This is a genomic window from Caulobacter radicis, from assembly GCF_003094615.1.
In the GTDB taxonomy this organism is placed as follows: Bacteria; Pseudomonadota; Alphaproteobacteria; order Caulobacterales; family Caulobacteraceae; genus Caulobacter; species Caulobacter radicis.
This window is the reverse complement of the sequence record NZ_QDKO01000030.1, coordinates 37,449-56,894: the sequence shown is the minus strand read 5'-3', so window position 1 is coordinate 56,894 and position 19,446 is coordinate 37,449. Positions and strand designations below refer to the sequence as shown.

At 68.6% G+C, this 19,446-nt stretch carries 18 protein-coding genes; 8 read left to right on the top strand and 10 right to left on the bottom strand.

All coding sequences use genetic code 11. From position 1 onward, the window contains the following. Positions 1–194: 194 nt before the first annotated feature. The gene (locus tag DDF62_RS17280; RefSeq protein ID WP_116490249.1) at positions 195–1,340 is read left to right on the top strand and encodes a hypothetical protein; all 1,146 of its coding nucleotides are present in this window, start codon (positions 195–197) and stop codon (positions 1,338–1,340) included. A gap of 144 nt (positions 1,341–1,484) precedes the next feature. Beyond that, positions 1,485–2,243 (top strand): response regulator transcription factor, encoded by a 759-nt coding sequence (locus DDF62_RS17275; protein ID WP_116490339.1) that lies wholly within the window; start codon positions 1,485–1,487, stop codon positions 2,241–2,243. Between the two features lie 195 nt (positions 2,244–2,438). Here DDF62_RS17275 and DDF62_RS17270 read toward each other — a convergent pair whose 3' ends face one another. The 6 genes from DDF62_RS17270 to DDF62_RS17245 all read right to left on the bottom strand — a co-directional run bounded on the left by DDF62_RS17270 (position 2,439) and on the right by DDF62_RS17245 (position 9,158). Then, the gene (locus DDF62_RS17270) at positions 2,439–4,727 is read right to left on the bottom strand and encodes a TonB-dependent receptor plug domain-containing protein (protein WP_116490248.1); all 2,289 of its coding nucleotides are present in this window, start codon (positions 4,725–4,727) and stop codon (positions 2,439–2,441) included. A 339-nt stretch (positions 4,728–5,066) separates the two neighbouring features. Further along, a complete protein-coding gene (yihA, locus tag DDF62_RS17265) occupies positions 5,067–5,717 on the bottom strand; it encodes a ribosome biogenesis GTP-binding protein YihA/YsxC (protein ID WP_116490247.1) in 651 nt (216 codons plus the stop codon). Beyond that, the gene (gene yidC / locus DDF62_RS17260) at positions 5,717–7,564 is read right to left on the bottom strand and encodes a membrane protein insertase YidC (RefSeq protein WP_116490246.1); all 1,848 of its coding nucleotides are present in this window, start codon (positions 7,562–7,564) and stop codon (positions 5,717–5,719) included. Before yidC ends, yihA begins: the two co-directional genes overlap by 1 nt. 6 nt (positions 7,565–7,570) lie before the next feature. Continuing rightward, entirely contained in the window at positions 7,571–8,047 is a 477-nt protein-coding gene (gene rnpA, locus DDF62_RS17255; RefSeq protein ID WP_116490245.1) for a ribonuclease P protein component, read from the bottom strand. 112 nt (positions 8,048–8,159) lie between these two features. Then, entirely contained in the window at positions 8,160–8,294 is a 135-nt protein-coding gene (gene rpmH, locus DDF62_RS17250) for a 50S ribosomal protein L34 (protein ID WP_012284717.1), read from the bottom strand. A gap of 138 nt (positions 8,295–8,432) precedes the next feature. Beyond that, complete coding sequence (locus tag DDF62_RS17245; RefSeq protein ID WP_116490244.1) at positions 8,433–9,158, bottom strand: CPBP family glutamic-type intramembrane protease; 726 nt, start codon at positions 9,156–9,158, stop codon at positions 8,433–8,435. A gap of 143 nt (positions 9,159–9,301) precedes the next feature. Between DDF62_RS17245 and DDF62_RS17240 the strand changes: the two genes are divergently transcribed. Continuing rightward, positions 9,302–9,973 carry a hypothetical protein gene (locus DDF62_RS17240; RefSeq protein WP_116490243.1) on the top strand — a complete coding sequence of 224 codons (672 nt, stop codon included), beginning with the start codon at positions 9,302–9,304 and terminating at the stop codon, positions 9,971–9,973. A 4-nt stretch (positions 9,974–9,977) separates the two neighbouring features. Here the strand turns inward: DDF62_RS17240 and DDF62_RS17235 are convergent, their stop codons facing one another. Next, entirely contained in the window at positions 9,978–10,724 is a 747-nt protein-coding gene (locus DDF62_RS17235) for a hypothetical protein (protein WP_116490242.1), read from the bottom strand. Between the two features lie 209 nt (positions 10,725–10,933). Between DDF62_RS17235 and DDF62_RS17230 the strand changes: the two genes are divergently transcribed. From DDF62_RS17230 to DDF62_RS17220, 3 genes are all read left to right on the top strand, one after another. Continuing rightward, entirely contained in the window at positions 10,934–12,550 is a 1,617-nt protein-coding gene (locus tag DDF62_RS17230; protein WP_116490241.1) for a sensor histidine kinase, read from the top strand. 47 nt (positions 12,551–12,597) lie between these two features. Then, the gene (locus DDF62_RS17225; protein ID WP_116490240.1) at positions 12,598–13,185 is read left to right on the top strand and encodes an NUDIX domain-containing protein; all 588 of its coding nucleotides are present in this window, start codon (positions 12,598–12,600) and stop codon (positions 13,183–13,185) included. Between the two features lie 109 nt (positions 13,186–13,294). Next, positions 13,295–14,350, top strand: a complete 1,056-nt coding sequence (locus tag DDF62_RS17220) for a DUF2855 family protein (protein WP_116490239.1) — start codon at positions 13,295–13,297, stop codon at positions 14,348–14,350. Here DDF62_RS17220 and DDF62_RS17215 read toward each other — a convergent pair. Then, positions 14,347–15,189, bottom strand: coding sequence for a tetratricopeptide repeat protein (locus DDF62_RS17215; RefSeq protein WP_116490238.1), 843 nt, complete (start codon positions 15,187–15,189; stop codon positions 14,347–14,349). The genes DDF62_RS17220 and DDF62_RS17215 overlap by 4 nt on opposite strands. Before the next feature lie 86 nt (positions 15,190–15,275). Here DDF62_RS17215 and DDF62_RS17210 point away from each other — a divergent pair, with 86 nt between their 5' ends. Continuing rightward, complete coding sequence (locus DDF62_RS17210; protein WP_116490237.1) at positions 15,276–16,694, top strand: leucyl aminopeptidase family protein; 1,419 nt, start codon at positions 15,276–15,278, stop codon at positions 16,692–16,694. Beyond that, on the top strand, positions 16,694–17,524 hold the full coding sequence (locus tag DDF62_RS17205) for a C40 family peptidase (protein ID WP_208866892.1): 831 nt from the start codon (positions 16,694–16,696) through the stop codon (positions 17,522–17,524). The genes DDF62_RS17210 and DDF62_RS17205 overlap by 1 nt, the downstream gene beginning before the upstream one ends. Here the strand turns inward: DDF62_RS17205 and DDF62_RS17200 are convergent. After that, entirely contained in the window at positions 17,521–18,576 is a 1,056-nt protein-coding gene (locus DDF62_RS17200) for an OmpA family protein (RefSeq protein WP_116490236.1), read from the bottom strand. The genes DDF62_RS17205 and DDF62_RS17200 overlap by 4 nt on opposite strands. A 1-nt stretch (position 18,577) precedes the next feature. Continuing rightward, positions 18,578–19,288, bottom strand: a complete 711-nt coding sequence (locus DDF62_RS17195) for a hypothetical protein (protein ID WP_116490235.1) — start codon at positions 19,286–19,288, stop codon at positions 18,578–18,580. Positions 19,289–19,446: the final 158 nt, after the last annotated feature.

The following is a 19,446-nucleotide window of genomic DNA, read 5'->3' as shown; positions in this document are numbered from 1 at the left end:
TCCACCGACCTTCGCCGATTTCGCAAACTCCCCCCACCGATCGCTGCGCGATCGCCTCCCCCATAGGGGGAGGTTCCTTACAAAGCCGGCGCTCCCGCCATCCGCTAATCCCCATTCCGGTGACTACCTGCGGTCACGGTTAGCGTTTGTTTAGTCCGCCAGCGCTACAACTTCCCCCGTAACCAAGGGGGCTCCTGATCTTGTCCGCGCGCCGAAAGCTCGCTCCCGTCCGCAAGCCGGACCGCCTGACGCGCAGCCTGCGCGCCCTGGAGCGCACCGCGTCGACCAGCCGGGTGCTGAACCTGCTGGCCATCGCCGCCGACAGCAGCCAGCGGCCCGAATATTCCCAGCACCCGCTGTTTCGAAACCGGGTCCTCAACAACGCCCTGATCGTCAAGCACCGCCTGCGCAGCGACGACCTGTTCCTGTTCGACGAGGCGCGGCCGACGGCGACCAAGATCATCATCCCGTTCGAGCGCAGCGACCTGTCGCTGGGCGGCCAGTCGTTCTTCGTGGGCCAGCGCGGCTGGATCGACCTGCTGCGCGAGGCCTGCAACGACCCGTCGGACATGACGCGGGACCTGGCCACGCTGCGCATGATCGACATGCTGCCGTCGCTGGACCCGTTCCTGCTGCGCGAGCACCTGCGCCGCCACGGCATGATCGTGGCCCCCTGCTACTTCGCCCTGTCGCCGAGCGACCTGGAGCAGATGCAGGGCTTTGTCGCCGTCGAGATCTCGCGGCTGATCGACCTGGCCTACCGCGACAGCGGCCGGGTCAACGGCGCGGCCGCCGCCCGCCTGGTCGAGGCCCTGCTGTCCACCGACGTCGACGAGCGGCTGGAGCCGCTGCGCGAGACCCTGGTGCTGGAAGGCGAGAGCTTCAAGGAAGGCGTCTTCAGCTGGAAGGGTTTCCTCTATTACAAGTGGATGCTCACGCGCCTGTGGCCGCAGCTGACCGCCACGGCCGGCGAGATCGGCCAGATGGTCATCACCGGCGCCCGCGAGGCCGAGACCGCCCGCTATGTCGACGACGCCCGCAAGCGCCTGCAGCAGGGCGTCGTGCTGGAACGCGCCGCGGTGCTGCGCACCATCAAGGTCTATGACGACGCCTTCGAGGACCTGATCGACAACGGCAAGCCCCAGGCCTTCCGCGAGTTCCTGCTGCGCGCGCCCGACATGTTCCTGTCCCTGGGAGAGAAGGTCGGGGTGATCTCGCACATCGCCAGCTTCTGGCGCTACCGCTTCCCCGAGGGCCAGCCGGCCATCGTCGACGTCGAGGAAGCCGTCGACATCCTGCAGGACTTCGACTCCGGGCTTTCGGCCTCGCTGGCGATCTGAAGCCGTCGATCCGACGCACAGGACCGCGTCCGTTCATCAAGCGGTTTTTTACCCTCCTGGGGTTAAGAGTCGGGTTCGATCCTCTGGAGACCCCGCCCCGTGTTCGACGGCAACCCTCGCACCCTGCAGCGCATCGCCGCCAAGATGCAGCGCGTGCTGGTCGTCGACCCGAGCACGGCCGCCGTCCGCCTGCTGGGCGACCAGTTGCGCCACGTGGGCAATGTGCAGGTCTTTTCCGCCCCGACCATCGAGCAGGGCTGGGGGATGGTGCGCACCGTCGACCCGCAGATGATCTTCGTCGAGCATTCCAGCGCCGGCGTCGACGGCCTGGCCCTGGCCAAGAAGATCCGCCGCAGCGACCTGGCCTGCCGCCAGGCCCCGATCATCATGTGCACCGCCGAAGCCACGGCCGAAGCGATCTTCGGCGCCCGCGACGCCGGCATCCACGAATTCATGCGCAAGCCGTTCACGATCAAGGACCTGGAACGGCGCCTGGAAGCGGTGACGATGAAGCCGCGCGACTGGGTGGAGGCCGTGCAGTACGTCGGCCCCGACCGCCGCCGCTTCAACTCGGCCGAATACAAGGGTCCCCGCAAGCGCAAGGCCGACGCGGCCGGCACGCCCGCCGCCCGCCTGTCGCAGGCCCTGCGCATCGTCAAATCCGCCGCCCAGTCGCTGGACAGCGATCCGGCCCAGGCCCGCCGCGCCCTGGCCGCCCAGGCGGCCGAACTGCGCGCCGTCGGCGAGGCGGTGAAGGAACCGCGCCTGATCGAAGCGGCCAACGCTCTCAGCGCCATGACCCAGGTCGAGGTCACCGGCGCCATGGCCCGCGCCGAACTGGTCAAGCGCATCGACGTCCTGATGGGCTTCATGACCGACGAGGGCAACGGCCGCGCGGCTTGAGCGATCCTCCCCCTGAAGGGGGAGGTGTCGGCGAAGCCGACGGAGGGGGATGCGACCCTCGACGCCGGCGGCCCTTCGAGCTCCGCAGAACTTCCCCCTCCGGCCCTTCGGGCCACCTCCCCCTTCAGGGGAGGATCAAAAAAGGCGGCGCCCTTTCGGACGCCGCCTTCTTCATTCGAACCTTGAGGCTTCCGATCAGAACGCCATGCGGGCGATCAGCTGGAACACCGGGCCGGCCTGCTCGCGCTCGAGTTCGTACTCGTCGAAGCTGCGGTCGAGCTGGTCCTCGATGGTGGTGAACTTGTTGAAGCTCTCCTTCTTGGAGGCGTCCAGCAGGTTCGAGCCGGTCAGGCGGATGGTGATGTCCTTGCCGATGCGCTTCTCGACGAACATCTCCAGGTCGCCGCCGTAGGTGGTGGTGACTTCCTCGCCGACGACGCGGCTGTAGGCCTCGCCCTGCTTGCGGTAGGTCACGCCGAACGAGGCGCCCCAGGTCGGCAGGTCCTGGATGAAGCCGACGTTCAGCACGTAGTCCGACTGGCTGTTGAACTTGCGCGAGCCGAACTCGTCGTCGATGTCGCTGTCCAGCCACGAGTAGTTCAGGAACACGCCGGTGTTCTCGAGGCCGATGACGGTCAGCGGGGTCGAGAGGTCGAACTCGATACCCCAGACCTTGCCGTCGCCGGCGTTGCGCGCCGAGTAGACGAAGGTGCCGTCGCCTTCGCTGCCTTCGTCGCCCGTGTTGTAGAGCTCAAGCAGGTCGTTGACCTTGCGGTAGAAGACGTTGACGCCGGCGACGCCCGAACGGCCCAGGCGGCGCTCGTAGCCGACGTCCAGGCCCCAGGCCGTTTCCGGCTTCAGGGTGGGCACGCCGATGAAGTCGTTGTCGCCCAGCTCGGCTTCCAGGGTCGCCGGCGACAGGTACTCGAAGCTGGGACGACGGACCGTGCGGGCCGTGGCGGCGTAGAACTGGTCGCTGGCCGTCAGGTTGTAGCGCACCGAGGCCGACGGCAGCAGGATCTTGTAGTCGGTGTCGTAGTTCTCGCCCGCGGTGCGGTCCTCGATCGAGACGTCGGTGGTCTCGTAGCGCAGGCCGGCTTCCCACTTCAGCGCGCCCGACTTGCCCGACAGCATCACGTAGGGGTCGAGGCGGGTCTGCTCGAAGGTCGAGTCGCCGCCGGCGATCGGGGCATAGGCGCCGAAGGCGGGCGGGTTGGCCTGGGGCAGGTTGTAGCGGTTGCGCGGAACCTCGGTGAAGTAGGTGTCGCGTTCCTTCTTCTCGTACTGCAGGCCGAACTCCAGCTCGGCGCCGAAGCTCAGGTCACGCTCGTGCTCGAGCTTGGCCGAGACTTCGGTGTCGTCGATGTCGCGGCGCGACTTGTCGCGGGTGATGCGGTCGCCGTCCGGGAACGGGATCGCGTCGCGCAGGTACTCGATCTCGTCCTCGAACTCGTCTTCCTTGCCCTTGAAGCCGGCGTAGCCGAGCTTCACCGAGGTGCGGCCGCCCAGCATGTCGCGCTTGTACTTGCCGGTCAGCGACCAGCTGTCCTGGTCGATCTGGACGTCGTTGTTGTTGATCGTCTGGATGTTGGCGTTGGTGCGGATGTCCTTGGCGTACTCGATCGAGTCCTCGTCCTGCGTGCGGTCGGTGCGGACGAAGAAGCCGGCCAGCGACAGGTCGCCGCCGGCCACCGGAACCTGGTAGCTGGCGTTGAACGAATAGTCGGTGCCGTTGCGGGTGTCGGTCTGGACTTCGCTGTTGTCGAGCGTGCCGTTCGGCTCGTCGTAGCGCAGGCTGGTCTTGAGCTTGGGATTGCGACGGCCCTGCAGGTTGGCGCCGACCAGCAGGCGGCCGGGGCCGACCTGGCCGCCCCACACGCCGCCGACGGTCTCGCGGATGCGCTTGTCGTCGAACATCATCGCGCCGGCGCGGACGAAGCCGCCGTCCAGGGCGTAGGCGTCGCGCAGCACGATGTTGATGGCGCCGGCGACGGCGTCGCCGCTGCGATTGGCGCTGGCGCTGCGGACGATCTCGATGCGCTCGATCAGTTCGGCCGGGATGCGGTCGACGAAGAACGAGCCGTCGGCGCCGGCGCCGAACGCGCCCGAGCCCGAACCGGCGCCGGGGACCTTCTCGCCGTTGATCAGGATCTGGGTATAGGCCGGGTCGAGGCCGCGCAGGCGCACGCCGTCCGATTCCAGCACGTCCGACAGGAAGGCCACCGACGGCACGCGCTTGAGGGCGTCGCCGGCGCTCAGCGGTTCGAAGCGCTGGAAGTAGTCGAGGCCGTATTCGAGGACCGGAGCGGTCTCCTCGCTGCGGTTGCGATAGGCGATGCCGGCCTGGACGACCACTTCGGAAGCGGTGACCGGTTCTTCGGCGGCGGTGGCGATCGGGGCGTCGGCCAGATCGGCGGCCGCGGCCTGGGCGGCGAGCGCCAGCGGAGCGATGGCGCACAGCGCCAGCAGAGCGGTCTTCTTCATCGGAATATCCCCACGGACACTCCGCGCCCAGGCCCGACACCTGGAGAACACGGGTGTTCTTGTCGGGGGAGGGCATAGTTTCGCCACAACTTCTGAGCCAGAGAAGTTTCGGCGACAGTTTTATTGCGGTTTTATGTAGGTGAGCGGATGATCCGTGTGCGGATCACACCGACCCTCTCCCCTTGCGGGAGAGGGTGGCCCCGCGCAGCGGGGTCGGGTGAGGGGCCGTGCAAACGCAAAACGCCGCAACAGCTGATCGGCTGTCGCGGCGTCTGATTTCTGAGAGACCCTCATCCGTCGGCTGCCGCCGACACCTTCTCCCGCAAGGGGAGAAGGACACTAGCTCAGGCAGGTGCGGGCGATCTCGGCGCGCAGTTCCGGCAGGCCCAGGCCCTTTTCCGACGAGGTGGCGATCACCCGTGGGAAGGCGGCCGGGCGCTTGGCGATGGCCTTCAGCGTATCGGCCACGACCTTGTCGACCTCGGGCGGCTTGATCTTGTCGGCCTTGGTCAGGACGATCTGGTAGGACACAGCCGAGATGTCGAGGGCGTCCATGGCCTCGGCGTCGACCTTCTTGAGGCCGTGGCGCGCGTCGATCAGCAGATAGACCCGCTTGAGGTTCGGGCGGCCGCGCAGGAACTGACGGCCCAGGTCCTGGAACTTGCTGGCCGTCGTGCGCGAGACGCGCGCGAAGCCGTAGCCCGGCAGGTCGACCAGCCGCAGCTGCTCGGCCAGCAGGAAGAAGTTCAGCTCGCGCGTGCGGCCCGGCTCGTTGGAGGCGCGGGCCAGGTACTTCTGGCCGACGAGGCCGTTGATCAGGCTCGACTTGCCGACGTTGGAGCGGCCGGCGAAGGCCACTTCCGGCAGGTCGGCGGGCGGCAGGCCGTCCATGCGGACGGCCCCCATCATGAACGAGACCGGCTGGGCGAACAGCACCCGGGCCGCCTCGATCTCCTCGTCGGAGTAGAGCGGTTCGATCGGATCGGTCATCAGGTCGCCGTCGCGGACTTGCCGGTCAGCCGGCCGATGATCTTGTCGATCGGGTTCTCGACCTTGTAGCGGCGCATGATGATGTACTGCTGGATGATCGTCAGCACGTTGCTCCAGCACCAGTAGATCACCAGGCCGACGGCGAAGCCCGACAGCGTGAAGGTGAAGATGATCGGGAACAGCTGGAAGATCTTCTGCTGCATCGGGTCGCCGGCCGGCGGGTTCATCGCCGTGGTCAGCCACATGGTGAAGCCGTAGAGCAGCGGCCACACGCCCAGGTGGGCGATCATCGCGCCGACGAAGGGCAGCATGCCCGGATCCCACGGGATCAGGCCGAACAGGTTGAAGATGGTGGTCGGATCCGGCGCCGACAGGTCCTGGATCCAGCCGAAGAACGGCGCGTGCCGCATTTCGATCGTGACCGTCAGCACCTTGTACAGCGAGTAGAACACCGGGATCTGGATCAGCATGGGCACGCAGCCCATGAACGGGTTGATCTTCTCCTTGGCGTACAGGGCCATCATCTCCTGCTGCTGCTTGGCAGGGTCTTCCTTGTGCTTGGCGCGCAGCTTCTCGACCTCGGGGGCGACCTTCTTCATCTTCGCCATCGACTCGTAGCTCTTGTCCGCCAGCGGATAGAGGATGAGCTTCAGGGTCACGGTCAGCAGCATGATGGCGATGCCGAAGTTGCCGACCAGCTTGTAGAAGACCTCCAGCACGTTGAAGATCGGGCGGGTGATCAGGGCGAACATGCCCCAGTCCACGGCCCATTCGAAGCGCGGGATGGCCTGGGCCTTCTTGTCCCAGAACTGCCACCAGGCCGGGGCCTGGCCTTCGCCGTACTCGTACTTGCGCAGCAGCGGCACGGTCTTGGCGCCGGCGAACAGGCGGGTCGTCTCGGTGACGGCCTGGCCCGGGTTCACGGTCTTGGCGACGGCGGCGAAATTGGCTTCGTAGACGTCCACGCCGCCGACGGGCGTGACGTTGTACTGGGCGTTGATGCGCTCGTTCTGGGTCGGGATCAGGGCCGTCAGCCAGTACTTGTCGGTGATGCCGGTCCAGCCGCCGACCGAGGTGATGGTCTGCTGCGGCTTGTCCTTCTTCCACTTCTGGTACTTGGACTGCTCGAGCTTGTAGTCCTTCTCGCCCAGCATGCCGATCGCCCCTTCGTGGACGATGTGGTTCTTGCCGAGGTCGGCCGGGACGCCCCAGCGACGCACCGAGGCGTAGGGCGTGATAGAGACCGGCTGGCCGCCGTTGTTGCGGACGCTGTCGGTGACGGTGAACATGGCGTCGGCGTCGACGGCGATGGTGCGGTTGAACACCAGGCCAGCGCCGTTGTCATAGGTCAGGGTGACGGGCGAGCCCGGACGCAGGGTCTGGCCCGGCGCGGCGGTCCACACCGTGTCCTGGCCCGGCATGGCGCCGATGTTCTGGCCGCTCCAGCCGAACAGCGTGAAGAAGGCGTTCTCCGCGCCGGCGGGGCGCAGCAGCTCGACCGGCGGCGAGGCCTTGTCGGTGGTCTGGCGATAGCGCTTGAGCAGCAGGTCGTCGACGCTGCCGCTCTTCAGCGAGACCGAACCCGACAGGGTGGGCGTGTCGATCGGAATGCGCGGGCTGGCGGCCTTGGCCGCTTCGCGCGACAGCTTGATCGGCTGCGGCTTGCCGTCCGGTCCGATGGCCATGCCCGGATTGGCGGCGGCGGCCTGAGCCTCGGCGGCCTTCTTGGCGCGGGCGGCGGCTTCCTGCTTCTTCTGGTTCGGGCCCAGCACGAAGAATTGGTAGCCGATCAGGATCGCCAACGCGCTGACGATGAAGACCAGCGTGTTCTTGTTGTCGTTCTGCATTGAGACTTAACCGGGATCGGAGGGTTCGGGCGCTTGCGCGTGCGAAGAGGGTGAGGCGGGCGCGGGAGCGGCAGCCCCAGATTGGGCAGGCTTGCCCCCGCGGTCGATTTCGGCCGCGAGGCTTATCAGCGCGGCTTTTACATCGTCAAGCAAACGCCCCCACGGCCGCGAGCGCGTGCCGCCGCGAGCGATGAACACATAGTCGCAACCGGGGCGTCCATGAAGGGGTAGAAGCAGCCGGGCCGCCTCTCGAAGGCGTCTTTTGGCGCGATTGCGCTCCACCGAGCCGCCGACCTTCTTCGAAGCGGTGAAGCCGACCCGGATCAGGGCGTCCTCGTCGGCCCGCGGGCGCAGCTGCATGAAGACGGCGCCGCGCGACAACGAAGGCGCCTTGGCGGCCTTGAGGAAGTCGGCGCGCACCTTGAGGCGCTCGATCTTCGGCCCCTTATGCGGGGCGGCGGCCGAGACTTGGGAATCGGTCATGAAAAAAGCCGCCCTTTCCGGCGCAGGCTGGAGGCCTGGTTCTGGGAAGGGGCGGCTTTTGTCATGTCGTACGATCCTGCCGGAGCAGGAAAGAAGAGCGGGAAACCCGCTCTTAGGCCGTCAGGCGCTTACGGCCCTTGGCGCGGCGACGCGCGACGATCTTTTGACCATTCTTGGTGGCCATGCGGGCGCGGTAGCCATGACGGCGGGCTCGCACGAGCTTCGACGGCTGGAATGTCCGCTTCACGACGTGGCTCCGAAACTAATAGCGTTGACGCGGAAACCGGTCGGCCCCGCGAGTGAGGGGCGGTGGATAAGCGACGAGCCGGACGATGTCAACCGCGCAAAAGCGCCGGAAGCTGAGTCAGGCCAAGGGCTTGGGCCGCTAGCGCCGCGCGGCCTGCAATAGCACGAACGCGAAGATCGACCAGTCCAGGCAGATGTGCGCCGTGAACGAGGCCCAGACGCTCCTGGTCAGCAGATAGGGAATCGTCAGCACCAGCCGCGCGATCCCGATCACCAGCAGCACCTGGACGAGGTTCCAGCCATAGGTGGACAGGTGCAGGGCGCCGAAGATCATCGCCGAGACGATCCAGGCGATCGCAATCGCCACGCCGCGCGGCAGGGCCAGCCGCCGATGGCACAGGGTCAGCACCGCCAGGAAGGGCAGGACGGTCACCAGCTCCTCGCCCAGCAGCTGCGGCGCGGTCCCGGCGATGAACACCACCCGCTCCACGGGCTCCAGGTGAAGCAGGATCCCGGCGACGGGATTGGCCTGCGCCAGCCCTCCCTTGCCATAGAAGAACGCCACGACGCCGGAGACCAGCAGCGCCAGCGGCATGAAGGCCAGGCCCAGCAGCAGGTCGCGGACGGTGGGTCGCGGAAACAGCGCCGTCCATCCCCTGCCCGCCGCCAGCGCCAGGCCGACCAGGGGCAGGGTCACGAACAGCAAGGGGCCGATAAGGCCCGGCGTCTGGCCCGCCTCGCCGCGAGGGATCAGGATCAAGGCCAGGAAGCCGGCGACGCAACCGCCCAGGGCCAGCGTCCAGCCGAGGCCCGACAAGGCGACGGGCTCGCCGCGGTAGTAGGGAAAGTCGCGCCGGGTGGCCATGCTCGAAGCTCCACTGTCGCGGGATTAAGGCCCGGCTTCGCGATGCATGTATAGCGCCCGCCGCGCTCGCGACGGTCGAAAGGCTGGAAAGCCGCCGATCGCCGCTGCTATCACCGGCAAGAGCGACGAACGAGGCGCACGCCGTGGACCTGCTGAAGATCCTGAGAAGCTTCGAGGAGCTGCTCTTCGAAGCCATGACCTGGCTCTACTTCTATCCGCGCACCATGCTGCGGATCGTCGCCCGCCCGCTCACCGCCATGGCCTATTCCGATCGCGAGGAAGGCCAGCCCGAGGACCAGCGCTACGACGACGCCCTCAACCCGCCGGTGCTGCTGATCATCACCCTGGTGATCGCCAACCTCATCGGCTGGGCGACCCATTCGCCCCAGCCGGTGGGCGCCACGCCGCTGGCCAAGACGATCTTCGGCTCGCAGCAGAACCTCCTGATGTTCCGCTGCCTGCTGTTTGGCCTGACGCCGCTGGTCGTGACCCTGACCCTGCTGCGCAAGGACGGCGTGGCGGTCTCGCGCAAGACCCTGCGAAGGCCGTTCTACGCCCAGTGCTATCTGGCCGCGCCGACGTCCCTGGCCCTGTCGCTGGGCCTGGCGGCGGTTCAGCGGGGCGGCCTGGCCTGGACCACGGCCGGCCTGGCCGTCATCCTGGCGGCGACCGCCTGGCTGGTCCTGACCGAGGTCCGTTGGCTGGCCAGGCGCCTGGGGATCAGCCGCCTCGCCGCGACCGTGACGGCCCTCGGCGCCCTGGCGCGCGCTGCCTGCTACATGCTGCTGATCCTGGTGCCGGCCGCCCTGCTGTGACGGCTCAGTAGGGGTTCATCGCCCGCACCTGGCCGCTGGACGAGACCGTGCAACGCGAGCGGTACGAGCCGGTGGCCATGGTCAGCTCCCAGTCGCCCCGACCCAGGTCGCGGACGCTGATCGGCACGCTGCTGCCATAGGGGCGGCTCTGATACTCGTCGGCCCGGCGCGAGCAGGCGTCCTGCGCCGCGCGCGGCGCGTTGCGCACGTAGCGGGAGTTGGAGAAGCGGCGGTTGTCGCGCTCGGACTGCCCGGCCAGGAAGCCCTCGTGATAGCCTTCGCTCTCGTGGCGGTCGTCGTAGTCGGAGCCGTAGAGCGCGGCCTGGTAGCCGCGCTCGTACTCGGCGTCGTGGTCGCGATCGGCGTCGTCGTGCTTTTTCTTGTGGGCCGCCAGGGCCGCGGCCAGGCCGACGATGGCCACGCCCGCCACCACCGCCGAGGCGTCGGAGCCCGAGCCCTTCTTGCGGCACATGTCGCGGGCCTCGACGATGGTCAGGTAGCGGCCGTCGCGAGTGGTGACCTGCACGCACTCATCGCCGCGCCGCCAGTAGCCGAACTTGGCCGAGCCGCCCTCGTCCACATGGTCCAGCGCGTAACCCCGGGCCTGCAGCTCGCTCTCGCCGCCGGCGGCGCGGGCGCCCACGAGGTCGCGAAGGTTCGACGGGATCTGAGCCGAGGCCGGCGCGACCGCGCCTCCCGAGATCACGCCCGCCAGGGCGACGGCGGCGACAAGCTGACGACGGACGGACATGCGGCGGCTCCATGACGGGTCGGGGCAGCGTTGCGCGCCCCATGCTCGGTTGAACCACGCCACATTGACACGGCAAAGACGTAAGCCCGCCAATTCGCGACGGTTCGGCAAGAAATTTCGTCCGCCGTTAAACGGCGATCAAACATGACCGCATAAGGTCGCCGCTCTTCGCTTTTCCCGCGGCCGCCCAGGCCCTTCAGGAGCGCCTCGTGCCCCAGCGTCCGTTCCGTTTCCTCGACCGCCGGGCCGATCGGCCCGCCGCGTCGAACGAGAACGACGCCGGCTGGCTGCGCTATCGCCACCTCAAGGTCGAGGCGGTGATCTTCCTGCTGGTGCTGGTCACCTTCGCCGCCGTGCTGGGCAAGAGCGCCCTCACCCGCCAGGCGCTGGAGCTGACGCCGGGATCGACCCAGTTCGCCGGCTACGCCTTCGCCGACGACGAGACCGGCGGCCGCTCGACCGTGACGCCCGATCCGGACCGGCCGATGGCCTGGTCGTGCGAGATCCGCGCCGGCGTGACCTATCCCTACTGCGGCTACGGCCTGCTGCTGAACCTCGGCTCCAAGGCCCGGGGCCTGGACTTCTCGCGCTTCCAGACCCTGACCCTGCGCCTGTATTGGCGCGGCGAGGCCGACCGCCTGAAGGTGCTGGTCAAGACCGCCCCGCCGGCCGCCCTGCGCGGACGGCTGGGCGACCTGGACGTGCCGCTGGCCACGGAGGTCTCGGTCTCGCCCGGTGCCAACACCATCGTCCTGCCGCTCGACCGGCTGGAGCCCGAGCAGTGGTGGCTGACCAGCCACGGCCTGTCGCGCCGCGATGTCGCGCCCGCCTTCTCCGACGTGCGCGCGATCGCCGTCGCCGTCAGCGGGGCCCAGCCCGGCCGGCTGGCGGCGTCGATGGACTCGGTGCGCGCCGAGGGCGTCCAACTGTCGGACGAGCAGTGGTACCTGATCATACTGGGCGTCTGGCTGGTGATGATCGGCGCGTTCCTCGTGCACCGCCTGCTGGGCATGCGCCGCGACTTCGAGACCCGCCAACGCCAGCAGGCCGACGAGGCCCTCGCCCTGTCGGACGCCCGCATCGCCGCCGAGACCGCCAACGCCGCCAAGTCGCAATTCCTCAGCCACATGAGCCACGAACTGCGCACGCCGCTGAACGCGGTGATCGGCTACAGCTACTGGCTCAGCCGCGGGAACCTCGATCCCAAGCAGCGCACGGCCGTCGACGCCATCCGCTCCAGCGGCGAGCACCTGCTGGCGGTGATCACCGACATCCTCGACCTGGCCAAGATCGAGGCCGGCAAGCTCGACCTGCAACCGGTCGCCTTCGACCTGGCCACGTGCCTGGCCGAACTGGACCAGATGTTCCGCCTGCGGGCCGAGGAGAAGAACCTGGACTTCGCCGTCGCCATGGCGCCCGAGGTCCCCTCACAGATCGTCGCCGATCCCAAGCGGCTGCGGCAGGTGCTGATCAACCTTCTGGGCAACGCCGTGAAGTTCACCGACGCCGGCTCGGTCACCCTGCGGGTCGAGCGCCTGGAGGGCGAGGCCGGTCAGACCGCGCGACTTCGCTTCACGGTGGAGGACACCGGTGTCGGGATCGCGTCCGACCAGCTGGACGCCATCTTCCGGCCGTTCGAGCAGGTCGGCGACGCCTCGCGCCACGCCGGCGGCACCGGTCTTGGCCTCAGCATCACCCGCCAGATCGTCGAGACCATGGGCGGGACGATCGGCGTCGACAGCACCCTTGGCCGGGGCAGCCGCTTTGTTGTCGAGGCGAGCGTCGGGTTGACGCAGGCCCGGCGGGCGCCGCAGCAGATCGCCTGAGGCTCGCGTCGGACCGCGAGCACGAGACCCGTAACGGAGCTTCCGCCATGTCCATCGCCGATCGCATCCGCGTCGAGGACGTCACCGTGCTGTCCGACGACTGGTACACGCTGAAGAAGACCACCTTCTCGTACCTGCGCGCGGACGGAACCTGGCAGCGGCAGTCGCGCGAGACCTACGACCGGGGCAACGGCGCGACGATCCTGCTCTACGACCCGACCCGTCGCACCGTCGTGCTGGTCGGGCAGTTCCGCTATCCGGCCTTCGTCAACGGCCACGACGACCTGCTGATCGAGGCGCCGGCCGGCCTGCTCGACGACGCCGAGCCCGAGACCCGCATCCGCGCCGAGGTCGAGGAAGAGACCGGCTTTCGCGTCGACAAGGTGCGCAAGATCTTCGACGCCTTCATGAGCCCCGGCTCGGTCACCGAGCGCCTGCATTTCTTCATCGGCGAGTATGGCCCCGGCGATCGGGTGTCGGCCGGCGGCGGCGAGGTCGAGGAGGGCGAGGACATCGTTGTCCACGAGGTCACGATCGATGAGGCCCTGGCGATGATCGACGATGGTCGCATCCGCGACGCCAAGACGATCATGCTGCTGCAGTACGCGGCGCTGCGGCTGTTTGCGGCGGGGTAGTCCCCTCCCCTTCGCCATCCCGGCCGAAGGAACAAATTCAAACAATCGTTTGACTTTGGGCAAGTCCGGCCGCCTACTCCGCCGCGTCGCTCGACGAGGGAGGCCGGCCATGGCCTGGGATTTTCTGGTCGCCAAGGCCGACCTGCGCCAAACGCGGTTCCAGGCGGCGGATCCGCCGCCGCTGGAGGACGGCCAGGTCCGGCTGGCGGTCGAGAACTTCGCCCTGACCGCCAACAACGTCACCTACGCCGCCTTCGGCGAGGCCATGCGCTATTGGGACTTCTTTCCTGGCCCCGAGGGCTGGGGGCGGGTTCCGGTCTGGGGTCACGCCAGGGTCGAGGCCTCGGCCCATCCCGAGGTCGCGGTCGGGCGGCGGTTCTACGGCTACCTGCCGATGTCGACGCACCTGACGGTGCAGGCGCGACCCGGCCGCGCGGGCCTCGTCGACACCGCGCCCCATCGCCAGGGGCTGGCGGCGGCCTACAACCACTACGCGGCGGTGGACGACGACCAGGGCCAGGACGACCACCGCGCCCTGTTGCAGCCGCTGTTCATCACCTCGTTCCTGATCGAGGACTTCCTCGACGAGCACGCCGGTTTCGGCGCGGCGTCCGTCGTGCTGACCAGCGCCTCGTCCAAGACCGCGATCGGCCTGGCCCACCTGCTGAAACAGCGGGCGGCGACCAAAGTGGTCGGCCTGACCTCGCCGCGCGGCCGCGCCTTCGTCGAGGGGCTGGGCGTCTACGACCAGGTGCTGGCCTATGACGACCTGCCGGGCGCGACGATCGAGCGGCCGGCGGTCTCCGTCGACTTCGCCGGCGACGCGGACCTCTTGCGAGCCGTGCACGAGACCTTCGGCGAGGACCTGGCCTATTCGATGCTGGTGGGCGGCGCCCACTGGGAGGCCGGCGGCCGCCAGGGCGGCCTGCCCGGCCCCAGGCCGGTGTTCTTCTTCGCGCCCGACCGCATCGCCAAGCGGCGGCAGGACTGGGGGCCTGGCGGGTTCGACCAGCGGTATGGCGAGGCCTGGACCGGCTTCGTCGCCGACGCCCCGCGCTGGCTGCACGCCCGGCGCGCGCAGGGACCCGAGGCGATCGCGGCGGCCTGGCTGGCCCAGGTCAACGGCGAGACCCGGCCGGATGTCGGGGTTACGCTGGCGCCCTAGCCGCCGGCCTTGACCGCGCCCCAGGTGCGGGTGGCCGAGCCCTGGCCCAGGGCCGCGCGCAGCCAGGCCAGGTTGTTGTCGACCATCTGCGGCGGCAGGTCCTGGCGGGCCATGCGCTCGGCCTCGTCGACGCGGCCTTGCAGGCCGACGATCAAAGCCAGGTTCTGGCGGATCTGGATCGTCGAGGACGGCATGGCCACGGCCTTGCGCAACAAGGTCTCGGCGCCGGCCAGGTCGCCGTGGCCGGCCAGGTACATGGCGAGGTTGGCGGCCGGGGCGGCCTCGTTCGGAGCCAGGGCCACCGCCTGGCGGTGCGCGGCCAGGGCCTCGTCGTCGCGCTTGGACTGCTCCAGCGCCACGCCCAGCAGCGACTGCGGACGCCAGTCCTTCGGCGCGGCGGCCGCGGCGGTCCTGGCCGGCTCGATGGCGAAGAAGCCCTCGCCGCGGGCGAGCTGCACACGCGCCGACTCCAGCAGGGCCTCGACATTGTTGGGATGCGAAACCAGCACGCGGCCGGCGGCGGCGGCGGCGTCGTCATAGCGACCCAGGGCGCGCAGGGCCTGGGACAGCCCCACCCCGGCCTCGGCGTCGCGCGGGTCGGCCTCGAACTCGCCGCTCCAGAAGGCGGCGCGGGCCAGCGGATCCATGCGAACGGCCTCGGCGCGCTCGGCGGCGCCGGCCTTGCGCTGAGCGGCCGACTGGGCAGCCGGCTGGGCCGCGACCGGCGCGCTGACAGCGGTCTTGCCCGCCTTGTCGCCCTTGTCGGCGGCCAGGGCCGGAACGCTCAGCAGAAGAATGGGCGTCAGGACGGTTGCGAGCAGGGCGGGCTTGCGACACATGGAAGGCATGTCTCCGGAAGGTCGGCCGAGCATCGCGCGGCCCCCTCAAGGAATCGTTAAGCATAAATTCGCGAAGGCCCCGGCCCATGACCGAACCCCTGATCACCGCCTCCTCGCGCGGCGCCGCCGACGGCCCCGTGATCCCGGTGCACGCCCTGTGGGAAGACGAACTGGCGGCCTTCCTGGACGCGCGGCCCAGCTTCGTGCGCGGCTTCGCCCAACTGTCGGACTTCTCGGCCAAGGCCGGCCAGACGGTGGCCGTGCCCACCCCGGAAGGCGCGCTGGACCGCGTGCTTTTCGGCCTGGGACAACGGGTTAGGGGCGGCAAGGCCGACGCCATGGCCTTCCGCGCCCTGCCGGCCAAGCTGCCGGCCGGCGACTATCGCCTGCACGCCAGCCCTGAAGGCCTGGACCCGGCCCAGATCGCCCTGGCCTTCGCTCTGGGGACCTATCGCTTCGACCGCTTCAAGGCCCGGGGCGCCGACGGGGCGCGACGCCTTGTCGCGCCGGACGGCGTCGACGTCGCCGAGGTCCAGGCGATCGCCCACGCCTGCGCCCTGGCCCGAGACATGGTCAACAGCCCGGCCAACGCCATGGGCCCTCGCCAGATCGAGACCATCGCCCGCGAGATCGCCGAACAGTTCGGCGCCGACTTCTCGGCGATCGTCGGCGACGACCTGCTGGAGCAGAACTATCCGGCCGTCCACGCCGTGGGCCGCGCCGCCGTGCCCGAACGCGCGCCGCGCATGCTCGAGATCCAGTGGGGCGACGAGCAGAATCCCGTCGTGGCCATCGTCGGCAAGGGCGTGGTGTTCGACACCGGCGGCCTGGACATCAAGCCCTCGGCCGGCATGCGGCTGATGAAGAAGGACATGGGCGGCGCCGCCCACGCGCTGGCGCTGGCGCGCATGGTCATGGCCGCCAGGCTGCCGGTACGCCTGGTGGTGCTGGTCCCGGTGGTCGAGAACGCCATCGCCGGCGACGCCATGCGTCCGGGCGACGTGCTCGACAGCCGCGCGGGCCTCTCCATCGAGGTCGGCAACACCGACGCCGAGGGCCGCCTCATCCTGGCCGACGCCCTGACCCGCGCGGCCGAGCTGTCGCCGGCCCTGACCATCGACCTGGCCACCCTGACCGGGGCGGCGCGCATCGCCCTGGGCCCGCAGGTGATCCCCTTCTACACCCCCGACGACGCCCTGGCCGGGCAGATCGAGGCCGGCGCCCGCAAGGCCTCCGACCCCGTCTGGCGCATGCCGCTGTGGGACGGCTATCGCGAGGCGCTGGAAAGCGACATCGCCGACCTGAAGAACGATCCCGACGGCTGGGCCCAGGCCGGCTCGGTGACCGCCGCCCTGTTCCTGCAACGCTTCGCCCCGACCACGGGCGCGTGGGTGCACCTGGACATCTTCGCCTGGAACCCCAAGGGCGCGCCCGGCCGTCCCAGCGGCGGCGAGGCCCAGGCCATCCGCGGCCTCTACGCGATGCTGAAAGGCAGGTTCGCCTGATGGATCCGCGCCTCACCCTGGCCCGCCCCGACCTCGCCGACGCTGCGCTACAAGGCGTGGTGGCCGCCGAGCGCTACGACGCGCCCAAGGCCTGGCAGGTCGCCGTCCCGGCAGCCGCCCTGCGCAAGGCCCCGGCCGCCAACGCCGAGCAATGGACCCAGCTGCTGTTCGGCGAGCGGTTCGCCGTGCTCGACGTCAAGGACGGCTTCGCCTGGGGCCAGGGCGCGCGCGACGGCTATGTGGGCTGGGTGGCGCAGGCCGATCTGGCCCCCCTCGGCGAGCCGGCGACCCACCAGGTGGCGGTGTTGCGGACCTATGCGTTCAGCGAGCCCAACATCAAGTCGCGCCCCGAGGGGCTCTACTCTCTCGGCGCGCTGGTGACCGTCGAGGCCCGCGAAGGCCGCTTCGCCAAGGGCGCGGGGACGGGCTGGTTCATCGAGGCTCACCTGGCCCCGATCGGTCTGGCCAGCGCGGTCGACGCCGCCAAGGTCGCCCTCGGCTTCCTGGGCGCGCCCTACCAGTGGGGCGGGCGCGAGAGCCTGGGCCTGGACTGCTCGGGCCTGGTGCAGCAGGCCCTGGCCGCCACGGGCCAGGCCGTCCCGCGCGACACCGACATGCAGTTCTCGTTCTTCCCGGCGATCGACGAGGCCGAGCGCCGGCGCGGCGACCTGGTGTTCTGGAAGGGCCACGTGGCGATCCTGCTGGACCGCGACACCATCGTCCACGCCAACGCCCACCACATGGCCGTGGCGATCGAGCCCCTGGCGCAGGCCATCGCCCGCATCGACGCGGCGGGCGTCGGCCAGCCGACCGGGTGGCGGCGGCCCTAGTCGGCCGTAGGAATGCGCACCACCACGCGGCGGTTCATCCGGCGGCCTTCAGGATTGTCGTCGCCGTTGGGAAGAACATTCGGTGCGATCGGTTCGGCTTCACCGCGCCCCTCGACCGTGAAGGCGGTCGTGGCCAGGCCGCCAGAGGTGGCCAGCCATTGCGCGACGGCGGTCGCCCTGCGCCGGGAAAGCGCCATGTTGCTGGCCTCTCCCCCTATGCCATCGGTATGGCCGACAACGAGCACCGGATCCTTGCTCGTGCGATCACGGAGACGGCTCACGACAGGTTTGAGTCGCTCCTCGGCGCCGGGCTTGAGTTGGTCCTTTCCGAACTCGAAGAGGACGTCGGTTGGCACCTTGGCGACGGTTTCCCCCGGAGACACGACGATCCGGGTGTTGACCTGCTGCACGGCAAGCGCCGCGCTCGTTGCCATAACGACAACTGAAACGACCAGCACCAGATACAGCACACGCAGGATAAATCCCGCTAGAAGGAGCGATCCTCGCGTCCAAATGTACTCGGGCCTGTCGCGATTGCTCTTGCTGAAATAGTCGAGCTCGTCCGTAGGCCCGCCCCCAACGGGGATGCGCCGGTGCGGCGGCAAGGATGGGTCTTGCGGATTGGCCAATACACGCTTGGCTTCGTCACAAACCTTGAATCCTCTCAGGTAGACACGTCGATCGCCTTCGCACCGGAAGGTAAGCCAGCTATATGCAGCGCCATAGGCAAGCCCGAACACAAGCACCGCTAACGCCCCCGCCGCCGCGAGGGTCAGGAAACTCACGGTCGGGTTCGGGTCCTGGCCAACGACGTGGAGAGCGGCAACCGCGAAGAGGGAAACTGCGCCGGCCAAGCGAATGGAGAACTGGCGAGGCCCCACGAGGGGCGGCGCCCATGGTCCTCGCCCGGCGACAGCACACCAGATCGCGAAGACCGTCGCGACGAGCTCCACTGCAATAATTACGACGTCGGCATGAGGGCCGAACGATTGCAACGCCTGTCCTCGGATGGCGTCCCCGAACCGTAGCGTTTCGCGCAGGACAACGCCCATTTCAGAAGGCCACGATCACGGTCGAGGTATTCTTGTCGTCGCAGCGATGCGTTGCCTGATCATAGACCACGCGCCCCTTCCTGTTCGTGCCCATGAAACAATAGACGTTCCTGGCCACGCGGGCCGTCACCGGACGCGTCAAATTACCTCCAAACACTTGAGGCGAGAAATAGTATTGAGGCCAGTATTGCAGTTGGTACCCGGAATTTTGGCTATCAACTGTGAAGTTGATGTGGCTGGAATGTTTGCGCAAGAGGCCTGAAAGCGCTTCCGAAACACTCATCGCCAGAAGCCCGAAGAAGGTTGCCGCCACCTCCCGCGCCGGCCGAAGTTCGATGGCCGCCGACCTGTCGGCGATCCGCCGCCAGGCCTCGGGACTGCGATAGGCGCTGAGAGGAAAAGTCTCCTCTGGACGGTCCGAATGAAGCTTGTGCGCAGCGGAAACGCTGTGTGGATTGCGAAGGTCGAGCGGGACAGGCTCGTTGAAGTCGTTGTTCGCGACCGCGATCACCGGAAAATCGCCCCCTTTCCATCCAGGCATGCCCAGCATTTCCTGGAATCCACGGATGTGTAGCTCATAGGCCTCGACAGCCAGTCCGAGCGGGGTACGGACAGCCAGCCCGCCTTCGCCACCTTCCCGGTCAGCGATCTGCTCCAGCACGGCTTGGGGAGATAAAGCCGCCGCCCCGTCATCCACCAGCATGTCGGCCATCCGCTCTCCCAGAGCCCGAGCAGCAAATTCGTCCACGGTCACTCCCCAGAAGAATGCAATCAAACCGATAGCTTTTGGGCGCGCCACACTCAAGCTTCGGCCAGCACGGCCGCCTAGCTCGCGCGCAATCAAGGCGCGAGCAGTGGCAACAGGTTACC

What these genes read in the sequence shown, in the direction of transcription:
- DDF62_RS17270 (WP_116490248.1), bottom strand. Translation starts at nt 4,727, where the DNA reads ATGAAGAAGACCGCTCTGCTGGCGCTGTGCGCCATCGCTCCGCTGGCG.
- yihA (WP_116490247.1), bottom strand. Translation starts at nt 5,717, where the DNA reads ATGACCGATCCGATCGAACCGCTCTACTCCGACGAGGAGATCGAGGCG.
- DDF62_RS17200 (WP_116490236.1), bottom strand. Translation starts at nt 18,576, where the DNA reads ATGGGCGTTGTCCTGCGCGAAACGCTACGGTTCGGGGACGCCATCCGA.
- DDF62_RS17225 (WP_116490240.1), top strand. Translation starts at nt 12,598, where the DNA reads ATGTCCATCGCCGATCGCATCCGCGTCGAGGACGTCACCGTGCTGTCC.
- DDF62_RS17235 (WP_116490242.1), bottom strand. Translation starts at nt 10,724, where the DNA reads ATGTCCGTCCGTCGTCAGCTTGTCGCCGCCGTCGCCCTGGCGGGCGTG.
- DDF62_RS17205 (WP_208866892.1), top strand. Translation starts at nt 16,694, where the DNA reads ATGGATCCGCGCCTCACCCTGGCCCGCCCCGACCTCGCCGACGCTGCG.
- DDF62_RS17210 (WP_116490237.1), top strand. Translation starts at nt 15,276, where the DNA reads ATGACCGAACCCCTGATCACCGCCTCCTCGCGCGGCGCCGCCGACGGC.
- DDF62_RS17275 (WP_116490339.1), top strand. Translation starts at nt 1,485, where the DNA reads ATGCAGCGCGTGCTGGTCGTCGACCCGAGCACGGCCGCCGTCCGCCTG.
- yidC (WP_116490246.1), bottom strand. Translation starts at nt 7,564, where the DNA reads ATGCAGAACGACAACAAGAACACGCTGGTCTTCATCGTCAGCGCGTTG.
- DDF62_RS17195 (WP_116490235.1), bottom strand. Translation starts at nt 19,288, where the DNA reads ATGGCCGACATGCTGGTGGATGACGGGGCGGCGGCTTTATCTCCCCAA.
- DDF62_RS17220 (WP_116490239.1), top strand. Translation starts at nt 13,295, where the DNA reads ATGGCCTGGGATTTTCTGGTCGCCAAGGCCGACCTGCGCCAAACGCGG.
- rnpA (WP_116490245.1), bottom strand. Translation starts at nt 8,047, where the DNA reads ATGACCGATTCCCAAGTCTCGGCCGCCGCCCCGCATAAGGGGCCGAAG.
- DDF62_RS17215 (WP_116490238.1), bottom strand. Translation starts at nt 15,189, where the DNA reads ATGTGTCGCAAGCCCGCCCTGCTCGCAACCGTCCTGACGCCCATTCTT.
- DDF62_RS17245 (WP_116490244.1), bottom strand. Translation starts at nt 9,158, where the DNA reads ATGGCCACCCGGCGCGACTTTCCCTACTACCGCGGCGAGCCCGTCGCC.